The organism is Blastococcus haudaquaticus (assembly GCF_900230285.1).
GTDB classification, from domain to species: domain Bacteria; phylum Actinomycetota; class Actinomycetes; order Mycobacteriales; family Geodermatophilaceae; genus Blastococcus_B; species Blastococcus_B haudaquaticus.
Map to the genome: position 1 here is coordinate 479722 of NZ_OCNK01000002.1, position 18064 is coordinate 497785.

Below are 18064 nucleotides of genomic sequence, written 5' to 3' on the forward strand. Positions count from 1 at the left end.
GGAGTGGCCCGATGAGGGGCAGGGAGCCCTCTCAGCGGACGACGCGCAGGGGCAGCGACTCGGGGCCGATGTGCGGCCAGCGGGCCATGACGACCGGCCCGGCCGGCTCCACGCGGGAGGTCCTGGCCAGCAGCTCCTCCACCGCGACCCTGAGCTCGGCGCGGGCCAGCGGCGCCCCCAGGCAGAAGTGGATCCCGCTGCCGAAGGCGACGTGCCGGTTCGGCCGGCGGTCGGTCCGGAATCCTTCCGGTTCGGGGAAGGCGGCCTCGTCACGGTTCGCGGAAGCCCACATCAGCGCGACCTTGTCACCGGCCCGGATGGCCCGTCCGCCGACCACGGTGTCCCGGGACGCGGTGCGCGCGAGCAGGCGAGCGGGCGTCCACATCCGCAGGACCTCCTCGAGGTATCGCGGGATCGACGCGGGGTCCGCCCGGAGCCGCTCCTGCTCACCGGGGTGCTCCGCGAGACGGCGGAAGGCGCTGCCCACCGCGTTCGTCGTCGTGCCGTGGCCGGCCTGCAGCATGAGGCGCACGACGCCGGTGACCCCGTCGGCGGTCAGGCCGTCGCCACCGGCCTGGGCGACGAGCAGGCCCGTGACGAGATCGCTGCCGGGATCGCCGGGGCAGGCCTGCCGGTCTGCCACGATGCGTGCGACGTAGTCGTAGATCCGCCGGTTCGCCTCCTCCTGCGCAGCGGTGTCGCCCACCCGAGCGGCGGAGAGGACCTCGCCGGCCCAGTCCTTGAGATCGCTCCAGTCCTCCCGCGGGAGCCCGAGGAAGGCGCACAGGACGCCTGCCGGGTAGGGGTTGGCGAAGCGGGCCACCACGTCGGCCTCGCCGTCGTCCGCCAGCGACTCGATCAGCTCGCCGGCCAGTTGGCGCATGACGGGCTCGATCGCCCGGATCCGCCGCGGGGCGAAGAACGGGTTCAGCAGCTGACGGTAGAAGGTGTGCTCCGGCGGATCGGCCTCCAGGGGTGGTCGGGCCGGACGGGCGGCCGCCGAGTCCGGGATCGTGGCCTTGCGGGAGCTCAGGAACGTGTCGGTGTCCCGGGCCGCGGCGACGACGTCCTCGTGACGCGTCAGCGTCCAGAAGCCACCGAAACGATCGGCGTACGGGACCGGGCACTCGCGCCGCAGCCGGGCGTGCTCCTCGGTGGGGTCCCGTTCCACCCCGGGGCCGATCGGGTCCCAGTCGGGCTGGGGTCGGGCCTCGCCGCTCATCGGTCTCCCTCGCCGGCGCTCAGTGCAGTGGGACGGAGCGGCTGCGCCGGTCCCAGGGACCGGCGCAGCCACCCGATCAGGGGGCGCCGAGCAGGGCGCTGATCTCGGCCGCCTCGGCCTCGGGGACCGGCGTCGGGCGGACGAAGTCCTGCACGTCCTCGCCGTACGGCGAGATCGCCTCGGAGACCTCGTTGAAGTACGTGTTGCCCTCCTCCGACAGCAGGTAGTTGGCGAAGAGCTTCCCGGCGTTCGGGCAGGGGCTCTCGGCCGCGAGGCCCAGCCCGATCTCCGGCCCGGTCGTCGGCGAGAGCACCGCCGCGTCGACGGGGGCGTTCTGCTCCTGCAGACCGGCCACGATCGCGGCGACGCCGGGGAAGCCGAGGGCGCCCTCGCCCGCCGCCACGCCCTGGGTGGCCGGGACGGCGGAGTTGTACCAGCGCGGCTCGTTCGCGGCGACGGCCTCGAGGAACTCGTCGCCGTACTCCTCGCGCATCAGGGCCCAGAACGCGACGTTCGCCGGCGAGGACGACGGCTCGGCGAGCAGCAGCTCGCCCTTGTTCGCCGGGTCGCCGTAGTCCTCCCACGAGGTCGGCGCCTCCGACACCAGATCGGTGTTGTAGACCATGGTCGTCGGCACGAGGCTGACGACCGGCGTGGCACCCTCGTCGGACGTGTAGTCCTCGGGGAACTCGCCGGGGAACGCCGGCAGCTCCGCCTCGTTCACCGGCTGCAGCCACCCGTTGCCCAGCGCCTCGCCGTAGAACGGCGACGAGGTCAGCAGGACGACGTCGGCGACGGTCGCCCCGGCCTGCGCCTCCGTCGAGAAGCGCTGGCTCAGGTCGGCCGAGACCAGCCGGACGAAGGACGCCGGGACGTCGTACTGCTCGGTGAACGCCTCGGTGACCGACTGCAGGATCGTCTCGTCCACGGTCCCGTAGACGGTGAGGCAGCCCTCCTCCTGCGCCGCGGACACCAGCTCGTCCAGCTCGGCGGAGTTGTCCAGCGTGGGCGCCGCGACCTCCTCGCCGCCGTCGTCGTTCCCCCCTCCCCCGCAGGCGGTGAGGGTCAGGGCCAGCGTGAGGGTCATCGTGAGGGCGGGGCCCGCACCCGGAGCCATGCTCTTCTTCCTGGCGCGCATTGACGTGTCCTTTCTTCTCCCGCGTCGGTGCGGGTGTGGCGGGGATGGCGGTGCGGTCGTCAGCTGGAGCGGACGTCGGCCTGCAGGGGCGGCCTCCCTTCCGGGTCCGGCCGCTCGGTGAGCCGGCGCTCGATGAACTCGCTGACCGCCGCGTCGATGCGGTCCGGTCCACCGGTGCGCGGGTCGGCGTTGCTCGCGTGGATCTCCAGGACCGGGATGCCGGCGTCCTCGAGCGCCCGGGTCGTGAACCAGCTGCCCGGGACGTCGTCGGCGACCAGGTGCACGACGCCGTCGACGCCGTGCGCCCGGGCCTCCTTGACGTACCACTCGGTGCTCCACGGCGGGGTGTAGAGCTGGTCGGTGATCCCGGCGAACCGGCCGGCCAGCGCCCGTACCGGGTCGGGGCCGTAGCGGAGGTACCCGTCGGCGGCGATGGCCAGGTACATGGACCAGACGAAGACCGCGCCGTAGCGCTCCTCGAACCGCCGGTAGAGGCCCAGGTCGTACCAGAGCCCTCGCCCGAGCCACATCAGCCGCAGGCGCTCGTCCGGCACCACCGCGGTGCCGGCCTCGACCAGCCCGGCCACCTCCTCGTACAGCCGGCGCGCGGCGTCCCGGCCCCACTCGGTACCGCGGTGCCACTGCGGCACCATCACGGCGGGGATCGTGTCGCCGACCCGTACCGGGGTGGGTCGCGCGGCGGCGACGAGGTCCCGCGTCCGGCGGTTCCACTCGGCCTGCTCGTTGACCAGGTCCATCACCGACCCGAGCCGGTCGACGTCGAGCACCCGTCCGGTGCGCTCGGTGAGCCAGGCGGCCAGGTCGGCGATCTCACCGGCCAGGAGGTCGATGCGCTCGGACCCGAACGCCTCCTCCCAGCGGTGCGGCACCAGCTCCCACCACCGCGACGGCACCTCGACGGCCGAGGAGCGCTCCAGCGGGTAGAAGTCGGTGCCGGGCAGCTCGGCCCACAGGTCGAAGACCTTGCGTGCCGCGTCGCCGCTGTTCTCCGCGATGACGACGGCCGGCTGCGGCAGTCCGCCCCACGGGGCGTCGGCCAGGAAGTGCGACCCCAGCGAGATCGCGTCGTACTGCCGGCTGTAGTCGGGGTACCCGCGGTCGCGCAGCACCTGCAGGGCGTCGTCGGCCCGCTGCTTGGCCGCCACGACGGACGCCCACCACTGGTTGACCACGTACGGGATGTCCATCGCCCGCAGGAGCTCCTGCGGGGCGTCGGCGTTCACCAGCGCGATCGGCTCCCCCGCGGCGGCCTGCGCGCGTAGCCGGGCGAACCACTCCTTCTGGTACGCCGTCGCGGCGCCCGCGGCGGCGAGCCGGGTCACGACGGGCTCCCGGCGGCCACGCCGACGACCTCGCGCAGCTTCGCGAGGTCCACGCGGTACGGCTGCCGCGCGAGCAGCACGGCGGGGACGTCGACGGCAGCTGCCTGGGCCGGGAAGTCCCAGGCGGGCGCCTCGTCGTGCTCCCGGACGACGGCGAGCAGCAGCTCGGCCCGGGCGCCGCGGACCGCTTCCGCGGTCGCGGCGGCGCGGCGCGCGATGGACGCCGTCGGGGCGGCCGGCCCGCGATCGCGGTAGGCGACGCCCAGCGCGGCCAGGTCCGCGCCGGCCGGCTCGGCCGGCCCCGCGGAGGCGCCCCAGTCGTGGTCCTCCCCCACCACCAGGCAGCCGATCTCCTGCTCCAGCGCCCGGTACAGCTCGTCGGTGTCCTGACCGCTGCCGGTGACGAAGACGCGACGGGCGGCGGGGACCTCCCCCACCGCGCCGACCACCACCTGCCGGAGCAGCGGGACGGCGTCGGCAGCGGGCAGCGCCGTCGCCACCCCGACCGCGTGGAGGGCCGTCGTCCCGGTGAGCCGCGCCTCCCGGCGGAGCGAACCGACCTCGCGCAGCAGGGCCCGCACCTCACCGGCCGCGCCGACGGCGCCGGCGAGGCGGTCCGGCGTGGCCGGCGTCCCCGTCCAGCGGGTGAGCTGCCCGGCCAGCTGCCGGAGCCGGACCTCGTCGTAGCGCGCGGTGTGCCCGGTCGGCAGGTGCAGCAGGTCCAGCAGGACGACCGGTGGGAGGCCCCGGCCCGGCTCCAGCCGACGGAGCTCGCGCAGCGCGTAGAACAGCTGCAGCGAGGCCTGCGAGTCGCGGGAGACGACGAGGCCGGCGAGGAAGGCCAGGGAGCCGTCGAGCAGCCGGGTGAGCACCGAGTGGGCGACCGGGTCGAGTGCCGCGCCCAGGACGGCCCGGGCCTCGTCGGACACCACGTCCGGGGAGCCGTGCAGGCGGTACGCGACCGCCCCGGCCGCCTCGACCAGCTCGGCGGGGACGTCGGCGCCGACGACGCCGACCACCGGCGTGCCACCGGCGGCCAGGTCGCGCGCAAGCTCCGGTCGGGCGGCGTACAGCTCGGCGAGGCGTTCCGGGGCGGTCACCTCAGACCACCCCCGCGTCGACGAGGGCGTCGATGCGCTCCTCGGCGTAACCGCACAGCTCGCGCAGCACCGACCGGGAGTGCTCACCCAGCTGCGGCGCGGACCCGTCGATGGTGCTCGCCCGGCCGGAGAAGACGATCGGGACACCGGTGGCGTAGAGGTCCGCGCCGGCGCCCGCGGGGTCGGTCAGGCGGACGACCTCGCCGCGGGCCAGGACGAGCGGGTCCCGGACCGCGGCGCTCGGGTCGCGCACCTCGGCGGCGGGGGCGCCGTGGGCGTCGAGGGCGGCGACGACCTCGGCGACCGGACGACCCGACGACCAGTCCGAGATGAGCCCGTGCAGCTCGTCGGCGTGGGCCACGCGCCCGTCACGGTCGCCGAAGCGCGCGTCGTCCACCAGGTCGGGACGGCCGATGGCCCGCAGCACGCCGTGCGCGAACGGGTCGACCGGCGCGCACAGCGCGAACCAGCCGTCCTCGGCCTGGAAGGTGCCGAACGGCGCGAGCCGGGGCACGGTGGCACCGGTGCGCAGCGGCAGGCCGATCTGCTCGAACGCGTCGAACGGCTCGCAGGCGACCAGCGAGGTGAGCGCGCCGAGCATCGAGACGTCGACGTGCTGCCCGGCGCCGGTGCGCTGCGCCTGGAGCACCGCCGACACGGTGCCGATCACCGCGTACAGCGGGGCCAGCAGGTCGGCGATCGGCAGCCCCAGCCGTACCGGCGCGTCGCCGGGCGCGCCCGACGTCATCATCACGCCGGACAGTGCCTGGACGATCGTGTCCATGGCCTTGCCGGTGCCGGGTCCGCCGTCGGCGCCGAAGCCGCTGATCGACGTGTACACCAGCCGCGGGTTGATCTCCTGCGCCCAGGCGGGATCGATCCCGAGCCGCGTGGTCACCCCGGCGCTGTAGTTCTCGACCAGGATGTCCGCCCGCCGGACGAGGTCCGCGAGGACCTCGCGGCCGCGCGGGTCCCGCAGGTCGAGGGTGACGCTCTCCTTGCCGCGGCCGCGCACCAGCATCGACACCGACATGTCCTCCGGCGCGCTGCGGCGGACGGCCAGGCCCTCACCGGTGACGTACGGCGAGTTGTTCCGCGCCGGGTCGCCGCCGCGGTGCGGGTTCTCCACCTTGATGACCCGCGCCCCGAGGCCGGCCAGCAGCAGCGTCGCGTAGGGGCCGGCGAGCGCGTTGGTCAGGTCGATCACGACCATGCCGGACAGGGGACGTTCGGCGCTCATGCCGCTCCCCCGGTGATCCGCAGCGGAACCGAGACGTAGCCGATCTCCGGCATGCGGGCGCCCTCCAGCGGACCGTCGACCTCGAACCCGCTGGTCCCGGTCAGCAGTTCCCCGAGGGCCACGAGGACGGCGAGCCGGGCCAGTGGCATGCCGGCGCAGCGGTGCCGGCCCCGGCCGAACGCCAGGTGACCGGCGATGTTGGGCCGGTCCAGCACGAACCTGTCCGGGTCGGGGAACTGCTCGGCGTCCCGGTTGGCCGAGGCGTAGACCAGGGTCACCGGCTCTGCGGGCGGGATCCGGCGTCCGTGCAGCTCCACCTCCTGCGCCACCGTCCGGGCGAAACCGCGGTACGGCGTGTACAGGCGGAGGAACTCCTCGACCGCGGCCGGCAGCAGCTCGGGGTGCGCCCGCAGCCGGGCCTGCAGCTCCTGGTCGCGCGAGAGGTGCACGCAGATCGACCCCAGCAGGATCGGTGGCGCGACCATGCCGACGACCAGGCTCTGGCGCAGCGCCCCCACCAGGTGCTCCTCGTCCAGCGGCTGCCCGTCGACGCGCTCCGCGAGGAGCGAGCTCGCCGGGTCGTCCTCGACGGGCAGGGGGGCCGTGCGGCGTGCGGCTACGAGATCGCGGGCGATGCCGTACATCCGCTCGCTCATCTCGTTGACGACCGGCCCGTCCATCCGCCGCCAGGCGCGGACCCAGGCCGTCGCGGTGTCGGCCAGCTGCGGCGCGGTCTCGTCGGGCAGGTTGAGCCACTCGGTGGTGACCCATGCAGGGAAACGGGCCCCGTACTCCTGCGCGACGTCGCCGCTGGCCCGCTCCACCATCGGAGCCAGCTCCCGGACGGCGTGCTCGCGCAGCCGCGGCTCGAGCTTCGCGATCCGCGAGCGCTGCAGGGTGCGGTCGAGCGCCTTGCGGTAGGGCGTGTGCGCCGGGGCGTCGAAGTTCAGCGGCGGACGGCGCAACCCCCGGGGGTCGCTCGGCACGACGGCGCGCACGGAGGAGATGAACGTGCGGGAGTCGGCCGCGGCCGCCGCCACGTCGGCGTAGCGGGTGAGTGCCCAGTGGCCGCCGTAGGCGTCGGTGTGCGCCACCGGGCAGCGCCCGCGCAGGTCGGCGTACATGGCCAGGGCGTCGTCCGGCGCGTCCGACGCCAGCGGGTCGAAGTCGCTCATCGGACCGGCACCGGGATGGTGTGCAGCAGCTCGGCCGCCGTCGCCCGTGCCTGCACCTCGACCTCGGCGTGCAGCCGGTGGAACAGCTCCTGCGCCCGCTCGGCGGGCCAGGGGGCGGGGAGCAGCTCGACCGGCAGCCGGGGGTCGGCACGGATCGCCCGCAGCCACTCGGCCTGCAGCGCCAGCTGGCGGCCGAGCGGGTCGGTGGAGGCGCGGTCCGCGACCCCGCCGTCCCACCGTTCGATGAAAGTCTCGTACCGCCCGGCCAGCAGCGGCAGGTCCCAGGCGTCGGCCACCATCGCGGCGACGTCCGTGCCGTGGGCCGGGGAGGCGAGGAAGGCACGGACGTGCCGTGCCGCCTCCAGCCCGTCGAGCAGGCGCTCGACGTCGACGGTCGCCGGCGCCACCCACAGCCCGCCCTGGAGCGGACCGAGGCCGGCCCACAGCAGCCGGGAACGCAGCTCGTGCCGTTGCCGCTGCCACGACTCCGGCAGCGAGAAACTCAGCAAGGTCCAGCGCCCGTCCCAGTGGCGGTTGACCGCACCGCTGCGCCAGATGCGCACGCCACCGTCGGCGAGCACCTCCTCCGAGCGCGGGGTGAGGCCGAAGTACACCGGCCGTCCTCGCCGCTCGCTGACGAGCAGGCCCTTCTTCACCATCCGTGCGAGGGCCGAACGGGTGGCGTGCGGCGACACCCCGACCCGCTCCATGACGTCGAGGACGCCGGTGGAGGCCACCATCACCGGTCGCCCGAGCACGTGCACACCGAAGAACGTCAGCAGCACGCTCTCCGGCCGCAGCCCCGGATCCAGCCCGACGACCTCGTCGACCATCGCAGGCGTGGCCATCGCAGGGGTGGCCATCACACCCCTCCGACCCGGGCGCTGACGCCCAGCTTGGACTTCCGGCGGGTGTACGCGAGGACGACGACCAGCACGGTGGCGGTGATCAGCACCAGGACCGTCGACAGCGAGGCGAGCAGGGCGAACGAGCCGCTCGTGAACACTTCGAGGATCCGGAACCCCACGACCGGGTTCGCCGTGCCGGCGAGGATGGCCGACGCCGTCAGGTCGCCCACGATGCGGATGAAGAGCAACGCCCACCCGGCGACCAGTCCCGGGATCATCAGCGGCACGTACACCTTGCGGAAGGTGCGGGACGGCCGGGCGCCGGAGATCGCCGAGGCCTCCGGCAGTTCCTTGCCGACGCCGCTCACCGCGGCGTCGGCGGCGATCGACGCCTGCGGCAGGTACAGCGCGAGGTACCCGATGAGGAGGATCAACAGCGTGCCGGTGAGGTGGAACGGGGCGCCGGCGAGCAGCAGCAGGATGCCGACGGCGATCACCATGTTCGAGATGGCGGCCGGGAGCTTGACCGCGACGTCGATGCCCTTGGCCAGCGCCGTGCGCTTGCGCGAGACGTAGAGGGCGATCATGGCCGCGCCGAGGATGCCGATCAGGCCACCGACCAGCCCGAGGAACAAGCTGTTCCGCAGCGCCTTGAGGGTCGTCGCGTCCTCGAACACCGCCTCGGAGACCGCGGCGAAGCTGAGGCTGTCCCACGCGATGTCCGGCGTCCAGAAGCCGTTCAGCGAGACCAGCACCAGGGCGAGGATGGGCAGGAGCGTCGAGACGACGACGTACCCGAGCACCAGCAGCCGGGCCGGCCACTTCCACCCGCCCAGGTCGAGCGTCTTCGCCCGGGCGCCCTTGCCGGCCACGGTGGCGTACCGGCCGCGCCGGAGGATGCGCAGCTGCAGCCAGTAGGCCAGCCCGACGAAGAGGACGACGAAACCGGACAGACCGATCGCGAGGTCCGTCTGCGGCGGGAAGGTGAACGTCAGCAGCTCGACGATGCGGACGGAGATGACGTCGATCCCGGCCGGCGTGCCGATGATGGCCGGGATGGAGAACATGCCGACGCCGAACCAGACGGCCAGCAGGAAGCCGGCACCGAGACTGGGGGCGACCGCCGGCAGCGTGATCTTCCGCAGCGTGCGGAACGTGCTCGCCCCGGACAGTCGCGACGCCTCCTCGAGTGCCGGGTCGAGGTTGCGCAGCCCGGCGGAGGCGTTCATGAAGACGAACGGGACGGCGTAGAACGCCATCACCAGGATCAGCCCGTACCAGGAGTTGATGTCCAGCGGGCCCTCGCGCATGTCCACGCCGAACAGCGCCAGGAAGTCCCGGATCCAGTCGTTGAGCAGCCCGGCCCGCGGTGAGAGCAGCATCGTCCAGCCGACCGCGCCGGCCACCGGGGGCAGCAGGAACGGCAGGAGCGGAAGGGCGTCGGTCAGCAGGCCCATGCGGGCGTTGGTCCGCTCGTTGAGCCACGCCAGGGCCACCCCGATGACGAACGCGAGGACCGCGCTGGCCAGGACGAGGACGAACGTGTCGAGCAACAGCTTGCCGAGGTCGGGGATGGCCAGGGTGCGGCGGATCGGGTCGAGGGTGAGCGCACCGTCGACCCAGAACAGCCGGAGGAGGACGCGCCCCAGCGGGACGACGACGATGGCGATGAGCACGGCCGCGATGAGCAGGGTCACCGCGTCGAACGGGCCGGGGAGCCGCCGGGCGCGGCGGACCGGCGCCGAGGGGCGGCCGAGGAAGACGTCGGCGGCGCTCACGAGGCCGGCACCATCACCGGCGCAACGGGGACGGACGTGCTGCCGGCAGCCGGGTCGGCCGGCTCGTCGACCGGCAGCACGAGCACGTCGTCGGCGTCCACGGAGACCCAGGCCTCCGAGCCGGCCGCGACCAGGTCCGACCGCGGGCTCCACAGCCGCACGTCGGTCTGGGACGCGCCGACGCTGACCAGGTACTCGGTGTGCGACCCCACGAACAGCGGCGCCTTGACCCGGCCGGGCCACCGGTTGACCGTCCGGGGCTCGTCCTGGGTGAGGCGGCCCCGCTCGGGCCGCCACATCGCGGCCGCCCGGTCACCGACCGAGAAGCGGTGGCCGACCGTCGCCCCCACGAACTTCCCGTAGGGCGAGTCGACGACCACGCTGCCGCCGTCGACCGTCGTGACCGTGCCGACGACCTCGTTGATCGCCCCGATGAACTTCGCCACGTAGCGGGTCGCCGGCCGGTGGTAGATCTCCTGGGGGCTGCCGAACTGCACGATGCGGCCGCTGTCGAGGACGGCGATGCGGTGCGCCAGTTCCATGGCCTCGGTCTGGTCGTGCGTCACGAACAGCGCCGAGAACCCGAGCTTGCGCTGCATCGAGACCAGCTCGAAGCGGAGCTGCTCGCGGACCTTGGCGTCGACGTTGGACAGCGGCTCGTCGAAGAGCACGAGCTCGTCGTTGTTGACCAGGGCCCGGGCCAACGCGATCCGCTGCTGCTGGCCGCCGCTCATCTGGCCCGGGTACTGCTTCTCGAGCTCGCCGACGCCGACCAGCTCGAGCGCCTGCCGCACCCGCCGGGCGATGTCGTCCTTCGCGATCTTGCGCCCGCGCCGGCTCTGCAGCGGGTAGGCGACGTTCTTGAACGCCGTCATGTGCGGCCACAGGGCGTAGGACTGGAAGATCATGCTGATGTCGCGGCGCTCCGGCGGCACGTCCACGCGGTCGGCCGACGAGTAGACGGGCCGTCCGGAGATGCGGATGGACCCCTGGTCGGGTGTCTCGAGGCCGGCGATGGCCCGCAGGAGCGTCGTCTTGCCGCATCCGCTGGGCCCGAGCAGGACGACGAAGTCGCCCGCCGCGACCTCGAAGGAGACGTCGTCGATCGCATTCACCACCGCCCCGCTCTCGCGGCGGAAACGCTTCACGAGATTGCTCACCTCCACGACCGGCGTCGAGGAAGCGGTAGGCGTGTCGGGCGTCATCGCGTCGACCTGTCTCTCTGTTCGCGCGGTGCGAGCTGGGCATTCGAGCGGGTATCGATCAGGCGGCGTTCCGCTTGGGTGATCGGCGTCACGCCTCCCGCTCGTCGCTATGTTTGCCGAATCGACGACGCCCGTCAACGGTCTGGCGAAAGTGTCGGGATCGGGGATAGCCTCCGTCCATGACTGCGGACGACGCCCGTCGAACGGCCAACGACTTCGATCCCGTGCGCCCGGGCGAGACGTTCACCAGCGCGCACGAGGAGTACGCCGACCTGCGCTCGCGCTGCCCGATCGCCCGGAGCCAGGAGTACGGCGGCTTCTGGGCGGCGCTGGGCTACGACGAGGTGCTCACGGTGATCACCGACATCGACCACTTCACGACGTCGAAGCAGAACGCCATCCCGAAGTTCGCGTTCACCGGGGTCCGCCCGCCGCTGCACCTCGACCCACCGGAGCACATGGCGTACCGGCGGGTGATCAACGCGTTCTTCACGCCGCCGCGGATGCGGCGGCTCGAGTCCTCGGTCCGGGCGGTCGCCGTCGAGCTCCTCGACCCGCTGATCGACGCCCCCTGGGTCGACGTGTGCAAGGAGTACGCGCACAAGTTCCCCGCGCACGTCTTCGCGCACTTCTTCAACCTGTCCGTCGACGTCTCCGAGGAGATCAAGAAGGTCAGCGGGACCTACGTCGACGCGATCCAGGTCCTCGACCACGAGGTGGTCAAGAAGCTCAGCCGGCGGCTGTACGAGATCGCGCAGGACATCATCGACGAGCGCAGGTCAGGCGGGTACGACCCCGCGGAGGACCTCACCGCCGCGCTGCTGGCGGCCGAGTACCAGGGCGCGCCGCTGCCGGCGGACATGGTGCTCGGCTGCGTCCGTCAGCTGATCGTCACCGGCATGGTCGCGCCGAGCGTGTTCACCGGGAACATGTTCGTCCACCTGTCCCGCGACCCGGAACTGCAGGACCGCCTGCGCGCCGACCCGGCGGCGATCCCCGCCGCGATCGAGGAGTTCCTCCGGCTCTACTCGCCGTACCGCGGCATGGCCCGGACGGCGCGCGAGGACGTCGTGCTCTCCGGCCAGCTTATCCGCAAGGACGATCCCATCGCGCTCGTCTACACCTCCGCCAACCGGGACGAGCGGGTGTTCCCGGACGGGGAGTCGTTCGTGCTGGACCGGCCGAACATCGACAAGCACATCTCCTTCGGCCGGGGCACCCACAGCTGCCCCGGCGCGCCACTGGCCCGGATGATGATGCGGATCACCCTGGAGGAGGCGCTGTCCCGCAGCAGCAGCTTCCGGCTGGCCGGCGACCCCGAGATGGCGATCTGGGCCGAGTGGGGGACGCGGTCGGTCCCGCTGGACTTCGTCCGCGCCTGAGATCGCAGCGCCCGGTCACCCTCCGCCGCTCACTCGAAGACGACGGTCCGGCCCCCGTGGATGATGACGCGGTTCTCGGTGTGCCAGCGGACCGCGTGCGCGAGGGCCCGGGTCTCCGCCTCCCGGCCCCGGGCAGCGAGCTGCTCGGGGCTCAGGGAGTGGCCGACCCGCAGCATCTCCTGCTCGATAATCGGCCCCTCGTCCAGGTCGCCGGTGACGTAGTGCGCCGTCGCGCCGATGAACTTCACCCCGCGGGCGTGCGCCTGGTGGTACGGGCGGGCCCCCTTGAAGCTGGGCAGCATCGAGTGGTGGATGTTGATCGCCCGGCCCTCGAGCGCCCGGCAGAGGTCGTCGGTGAGGATCTGCATGTACCGGGCGAGGACGACGAGCTGCACCCGCTCGCGGCGCACGATGTCGAGGAGCGCCGCCTCCGCCTCCGGCTTCGTCTCACGGGTCACCGGGACGTGGTGGAAGGGCACGCCGTAGAAGTCGGCGGTGCTCTTCAGGTCCGGGTGGTTGGAGACGATCGCGACGACGTCGAGGTTCAGCTCACCGACCGAGTTGCGGAACAGCAGGTCGTTGAGGCAGTGCGCGTACTGGCTGACCATGATGAGGACGCGCTGGCGCTCGGCGGCGTCGGCGATCCGCCACGTCATCCCGAAGCGCTGGGCGATCTCCTCGAAGGCCCCGCACAGGTGGCCGAAATCGAGCGGTGCGCCGTCGACGTGCGCGAACTCGACCCGCATGTAGAACATGCCGCTGGTGAGGCTGTCGAACTGGTGGCTCTCGACGATGGTGCACTGCTCCTGCACGAGCAGTGCCGACACCGCGTGCACGATCCCCGGCGCGTCCTGGCAGGACAGCACCAGGACGCCGTGCTGCGCGTCCGCGGGCCGCATCATTGCGCCTCCTACTGATCGGAGCCCGAGGCCGTATCGCCGGCCCGCGGGACAGTTCTGTGGTGACCCTAGACACAGGAGCCGGGCTGTGAATCCTGCAGATGACGCCTGCCGCCCGGCGGGAGGTGTACCGCGGCCGCGACAATCGACGCGGGCGGTGCGTCCCGCGGTGGGCGACGATTCCCTCACGCCGGCAGAAGCACCTGGAGGACGAGTGGCCCCGATGTTCGCCCGATCCACCACGATCCACGGGCACCCGGATGCGATGGACGCGACGACCGCCCACGTCCGCGAGGTGGCGATGCCGGCGCTCCGCGCGCTGGACGGCTGCGTGGGCCTGTCCATGCTCGCCGACCGCGACACGGGCCGCTGCATCGTCACCACGTCGTGGCGCGACGAGGCGGTGATGCGCTCCAGCCAGGACGTCGTCCGGTCCTCCGCGGGACGCACCGCCGAGATCCTGGGCGGGCCGCCGGAGCTTCAGGAGTGGGAGATCGCCGCGATGCACCGGGTCGACGAGGCCCACCCGGGTTCCCGTTCGCGGGTGACCTGGCTCCGCACCGCGCCTGACGCCGTCGACCGCGCCGTCGACGCCGTCCGCCTGTCCCTGATGCCGAAGCTGGACGACCTGCCCGGGTTCAGCAGCGTGAGCGTGATGGTCCGCCGGAGCGAGGGGCTCACCGTGGCCGCCATCGCCTACGACAGCGCCGCGCACCTGCAGCAGGCGGGCGAGGGAGCCCGGGAGTTCCGGGAGGAGTTCGCCCCCGCCATGGGCATCCAGGTCGTCGACACCGCCGAGTTCGACGTCGCGATCGCGCACCTGCGGGTGCCCGAGACCAACTGAGCGCCTCCCCCGGCGCGTGCGTCAGCGCGCCGGGGTGTCCAGATGCGCCTCGAGCCGTGGGTAGACGCGGCGGACGTTGCTCTCGAACACCGCCGCGCGTGCGTCGTCGTCGAGGGCCCCGTTCGCGACGGCGGCCTCGACGTAGCGCCGGGTGTCGTCGTAGTGGTGGCCGGTCCGGGGGTCGATCCCGCGCACCGCTCCCACCATCTCCGACCCGAACAGGACGTTGCGGGTGTCCACCACGTCGAGCAGCAGGTCGATGCCGGGCTGGTGGTAGACGCAGGTGTCGAAGTAGACGTTGCCCATCACGTTGGTCTCGACCGGCGGCTGACCCAGCATGTCCGCCAGCCCGCGGTAGCGGCCCCAGTGGTAGGGCGCCGCTCCCCCGCCGTGCGGGATGACCAGCCGCAGATCGGGCAGGTCGCCGAAGAGGTCGCCCTGGACGAGCTGCATGAACGCCGTCGTGTCGGCGTTGATGTAGTACGCGCCGGTCGCGTGGAACACCGGCGTCGCCGACGCCGACACGTGCACCATCGCCGGCACGTCGAGCTCGACCATCGCCTCGTAGACCGGGTACCAGCTGCGGTCGGTCAGACGTGGGGAGGTCCAGAACCCGCCGCTGGGGTCGGGGTTGAGGTTGCAGCCGACGAAACCGAGCTCCTCCACGCACCGGCGCAGCTCGGCGATCGAGGCCTGCAGGTCCGCGCCGGGCGACTGCGGCAGCTGCGCCACCGGGACGAAGCGGCCCGGGTAGAGCGTCGCCACCCGGTGCACCAGGTCGTTGCAGCGACGCGACCACTCCAGGCTCACCGCCGCGTCACCGACGTGGTGCGCCATCGCCGAGGCGCGCGGCGAGAAGAGGGTGACGTCGATCCCCCGCTCGTCCATCAGCCGCAGCTGGCTCGACTCGATGGTCTCGCGGATCTCGTCGTCGCTGATGCTCGGGTAGGCCGGTGGCGTCGTCCCGGCCTGCCAGGCCGACACCTGCTGCTCGCGCCAGGCGGTGTGCGCCGCCGGCGCCGTCGTGTAGTGGCCGTGGCAGTCGATGATCATGCGGTCTCCCCTTCCGCGACGTCCGCCGGCGCGTCGCGCAGCTCCACGAGCAGGTCCCGGGCGGCCGGAGCGACGCGCGCCGGGACGCCGAGCTCCTCCAGCTGCACCGTGGCGGCCGCCATCTCGTCGGCCCGGCGCCGGGCGTGCGTGTGCGTGCCGTCGACCAGCCGGTCGACCGTCCGCTCGTCGAAACCCGCCAGCTCCGCCGCGATGTTGCCGCGCAGCCAGTCCGCGCAGCCGGCGGCCTCGGCACCGCGCAGCGCCTCCACGACGGCCGCGGCCAGCCCCTTGTAGAAGACGCTGCGGAGCAGTTTGCGCGAGATCGCCGTCCCCACCGGGCCCGGCTGCACGACGACATCGGCACCGAGGCCCGCGAGGAACCCGGCGTACCGGTCGGCCGCGTCGCCGGACACCAGCATCGGGGTGCGCAGACCCTTGCCCGGCACCGGCGACATCAGGGCGACGTCGACCACCGCGACCTCCTGCGCCACCGCCCGTTCGGCGAGCGCCACCTTCACCCCCGGGCTGGCGGTGTTGAGGTCGGCCCACAGCGTGCCGGGGCGCAACCCCGGCAGTGCGTTCTCGAGCGCGGTCATGGCGTCGTGCGAGCTGTTGACGCTGAGCACGAGGTCGGCATCGGCCACCGCCTCCGCCTCGCTGCCGCGCGACCGGACGCCGTCGACGGTGATCGCCAGCGGGTCGTAGCCGACGACGTCGGCCCCGGCCGCGACGAGGTCGCGGGCGATCTCCGATCCTGCCTCGCCGAGGCCGAGGACCGCGACGCGCAGGGTCACTGCTGGACCGGCGGCGTGCCGTGGGTGTGGAAGGTGGAGATGGTCTGCAGCCCCCAGGCCTGGCCCTTGGCGCGCTCGGCCTCCGACCAGTCGACCGGCTGCCAGTCGGGCGCGAACACGAGCCGTGCGGCCGGGTTGTCCAGCTCGATCCGGTTGCCGGCCGGCTCCCAGACGTAGAGGAAGAAGCTTTGCTGGATCGTGTGCTTGTGCGGGCCGGTCTCGATGTGCACGCCCTGCTCGAGGGCGAGGTCGGCCGCGCGGATGATGTCGTCCCGGCTGTCGACGGCGAACGAGATGTGGTGCAGCCGGCCGGCCGTGCCGGTCTTGTCCTTGGTCCAGACCGCGTTGTAGCCCTGGTTGGTGAAGGTGGTCCAGGTACCCGCGATCTCACCGCTGTCGAGCACGATCTGCTCGGTGGTCATGGCCCCGAGCGTGTCGACGAAGAAGTCGCGGTTCTCCACCGGGCTCACGCCGAGGTAGTTGATGTGGTCGATCCGCCGCACGCTCACCCCGCGGCCGGGGTACGCCTGCGCCTGGTTCTTCAGCGCGGGCTTCAGGTCACCCTCCGGCCGGTACCACTCGGTCTCGTAGTAGACGCCCATCTCGTGGCCGTCGGGGTCGGTGAACACGTAGACCGGGCCGTAGCCCGGGTCGCCGTCCTGCCAGCCCTTCCCCAGCCCGGTCGCCTCGATCGCGGCCACCCGGCGCTGCAGCGCCTCGGGGGTGCTCGCCCGGAAGTTGGTCCGGCCCACACCCGGCTGCGCGGCGGCGGTGAGCTTGATCGTCGTGTTCTCGTAGTCGTCCCAGGCCCGCAGGAACACCGAGTCGCCGGACGAGCCGTTCTCGGTCATCCCGAGGTAGCGGACGAAGAAGTCCAGGCTCTCCTCGGGCTTGTGCGTGAGCAGCTCGATGTGGGCGAGGTGGGCGATGTCGTGCAGCGGGGGCATCAGGTCTCCGTCTCAGCGGGGGTAGGCGGTGCCGTCGAACAGCTTGCGGGCGGTGCGGACGACACCGGAGCGGACCACCCGCGGCGGTGTGCGGGAGCCGTCGACGACGACGTCGACGAGCAGGTGCCCGGTCGGGTGCTCGACGTCGACCTGCGAGCTGTCCCGCGGCCAGTCGCGGGTGAGCTCGTGCCCGACCGCGCCGGGGAGCAGCATCCCGGTCACGACGCTGACCGCGCCGAGGACGCCGATCGAGGTGTGCGGCTGGACGGGGATGAACGACCGGGTGCTTACCTGGCCCCCGTCGGCCGGGGCCGCGAGCAGGACGGTCTTCGGCACGGAGGCGCGCGAGACGTCGCCCAGGCCCATGAGCTGGCCGGCCTTGCGACGGAACGCGTCGACCCGGTCCAGCAGCGCGGTGTCCGCCGCGAGCTGCTCGTGGGACTCGTACCCGGTGAGCCCGAAGGCCTCGGCCATCGCCAGGACGACGGGCATGCCGTTGTCGACGCAGGTGATCTCGATGCCCTCGACGGTGTCGCGGACGTGGCCGGTCGGCAGCAGCGCTCCGGTGGCCGAGCCCTCCGTGTCGGCGAAGGCGAGCACGACGGGCGCGGCCGTCCCGGGGACGCCTGCGATCTCGACGTCGCCGCGGTACTCGACCCGGCCGCCGGGCGTCGGGAAGGTGGCCACGGCGACGCTGTCGGAGTTGACCATGCGGATCCGCACGCTGGTCTCGGCCTCGCCGGCCGGGACCAGTCCCCGCTCGACGGCGAACGGGCCGACCCCGGCCAGGATGTTGCCGCAGTTCTGCAGCTCGCTCACGGTGGCGTCCTCCACGCCGAGCTGCAGGAAGAGGTAGTCGACGTCCACGTCCGGCGCTGCCGACGGCGAGACGATCGCCACCTTGCTGGTGAGCGTCGTGGCGCCGCCGAGCCCGTCGATCTGGCGCGGGTCCGGCGTGCCCATGAGCCGGAGCAGCAGGTCGTCGCGCTCCCCCGCGTCGGCCGGGAGGTCGTGCTGCTCGAAGTACAGACCGCGGGAGGTGCCGCCGCGCAGCATGGTGCAGCGGACCCCGGTCTCGTCGTAGCTCACCGCTCGT

Annotated in this window: 16 protein-coding genes; 2 read left to right on the forward strand and 14 right to left on the reverse strand. The window is 72.9% G+C overall.

Features of this window, described 5'->3' with window-relative positions; translation table 11 throughout:
- Positions 1 to 31: 31 nt before the first annotated feature.
- The 9 genes from CRP30_RS08920 to CRP30_RS08960 form a co-directional block, all read right to left on the reverse strand.
- Positions 32 to 1222, reverse strand: coding sequence for a cytochrome P450 (locus CRP30_RS08920; RefSeq protein WP_097183580.1), 1191 nt, complete (start codon positions 1220 to 1222; stop codon positions 32 to 34).
- Between the two features lie 76 nt (positions 1223 to 1298).
- Entirely contained in the window at positions 1299 to 2360 is a 1062-nt protein-coding gene (locus CRP30_RS08925) for an ABC transporter substrate-binding protein (protein ID WP_200814636.1), read from the reverse strand.
- Between the two features lie 59 nt (positions 2361 to 2419).
- Entirely contained in the window at positions 2420 to 3703 is a 1284-nt protein-coding gene (locus CRP30_RS08930) for a 2-hydroxyacyl-CoA dehydratase family protein (RefSeq protein WP_097183581.1), read from the reverse strand.
- Positions 3700 to 4803 (reverse strand): 2-hydroxyacyl-CoA dehydratase family protein, encoded by a 1104-nt coding sequence (locus CRP30_RS08935; RefSeq protein ID WP_200814637.1) that lies wholly within the window; start codon positions 4801 to 4803, stop codon positions 3700 to 3702. Before CRP30_RS08935 ends, CRP30_RS08930 begins: the two co-directional genes overlap by 4 nt.
- Position 4804: 1 nt before the next feature.
- Complete coding sequence (locus tag CRP30_RS08940; RefSeq protein WP_097183582.1) at positions 4805 to 6043, reverse strand: CaiB/BaiF CoA transferase family protein; 1239 nt, start codon at positions 6041 to 6043, stop codon at positions 4805 to 4807.
- Positions 6040 to 7218 (reverse strand): cytochrome P450, encoded by a 1179-nt coding sequence (locus CRP30_RS08945; RefSeq protein WP_097183583.1) that lies wholly within the window; start codon positions 7216 to 7218, stop codon positions 6040 to 6042. The genes CRP30_RS08940 and CRP30_RS08945 overlap by 4 nt, the downstream gene beginning before the upstream one ends.
- A complete protein-coding gene (locus CRP30_RS08950) occupies positions 7215 to 8081 on the reverse strand; it encodes a PaaX family transcriptional regulator (protein WP_200814638.1) in 867 nt (288 codons plus the stop codon). The genes CRP30_RS08945 and CRP30_RS08950 overlap by 4 nt, the downstream gene beginning before the upstream one ends.
- The gene (locus tag CRP30_RS08955; RefSeq protein ID WP_159961640.1) at positions 8081 to 9844 is read right to left on the reverse strand and encodes an ABC transporter permease; all 1764 of its coding nucleotides are present in this window, start codon (positions 9842 to 9844) and stop codon (positions 8081 to 8083) included. The genes CRP30_RS08950 and CRP30_RS08955 overlap by 1 nt, the downstream gene beginning before the upstream one ends.
- Positions 9841 to 11049, reverse strand: coding sequence for an ABC transporter ATP-binding protein (locus CRP30_RS08960; protein ID WP_097183585.1), 1209 nt, complete (start codon positions 11047 to 11049; stop codon positions 9841 to 9843). Before CRP30_RS08960 ends, CRP30_RS08955 begins: the two co-directional genes overlap by 4 nt.
- A gap of 179 nt (positions 11050 to 11228) precedes the next feature.
- Here CRP30_RS08960 and CRP30_RS08965 point away from each other — a divergent pair, with 179 nt between their 5' ends.
- Complete coding sequence (locus CRP30_RS08965) at positions 11229 to 12431, forward strand: cytochrome P450 (protein ID WP_097183586.1); 1203 nt, start codon at positions 11229 to 11231, stop codon at positions 12429 to 12431.
- 29 nt (positions 12432 to 12460) lie between these two features.
- Here the strand turns inward: CRP30_RS08965 and purU are convergent, their stop codons facing one another.
- Positions 12461 to 13333, reverse strand: a complete 873-nt coding sequence (gene purU, locus CRP30_RS08970; RefSeq protein WP_097183587.1) for a formyltetrahydrofolate deformylase — start codon at positions 13331 to 13333, stop codon at positions 12461 to 12463.
- Between the two features lie 220 nt (positions 13334 to 13553).
- On the opposite strand from purU, the gene CRP30_RS08975 reads away from it, so the two are divergent.
- The gene (locus tag CRP30_RS08975; protein WP_143278430.1) at positions 13554 to 14174 is read left to right on the forward strand and encodes an antibiotic biosynthesis monooxygenase; all 621 of its coding nucleotides are present in this window, start codon (positions 13554 to 13556) and stop codon (positions 14172 to 14174) included.
- A 21-nt stretch (positions 14175 to 14195) separates the two neighbouring features.
- Here the strand turns inward: CRP30_RS08975 and CRP30_RS08980 are convergent, their stop codons facing one another.
- Genes CRP30_RS08980 through CRP30_RS08995 form a run of 4 tightly spaced genes read right to left on the reverse strand, consistent with a single transcriptional unit; the run spans position 14196 to position 18057 of the window.
- Positions 14196 to 15227, reverse strand: coding sequence for an amidohydrolase family protein (locus tag CRP30_RS08980; protein ID WP_097183588.1), 1032 nt, complete (start codon positions 15225 to 15227; stop codon positions 14196 to 14198).
- Positions 15224 to 16021: a DUF1932 domain-containing protein gene (locus CRP30_RS08985; RefSeq protein WP_097183589.1), complete on the reverse strand. Its 798-nt coding sequence runs from the start codon at positions 16019 to 16021 to the stop codon at positions 15224 to 15226. Before CRP30_RS08985 ends, CRP30_RS08980 begins: the two co-directional genes overlap by 4 nt.
- Positions 16018 to 16968: a VOC family protein gene (locus tag CRP30_RS08990; protein ID WP_097183590.1), complete on the reverse strand. Its 951-nt coding sequence runs from the start codon at positions 16966 to 16968 to the stop codon at positions 16018 to 16020. The genes CRP30_RS08985 and CRP30_RS08990 overlap by 4 nt, the downstream gene beginning before the upstream one ends.
- Positions 16969 to 16980: 12 nt before the next feature.
- A complete protein-coding gene (locus tag CRP30_RS08995) occupies positions 16981 to 18057 on the reverse strand; it encodes a 4-oxalomesaconate tautomerase (RefSeq protein WP_097183591.1) in 1077 nt (358 codons plus the stop codon).
- Positions 18058 to 18064 lie beyond the last annotated feature (7 nt).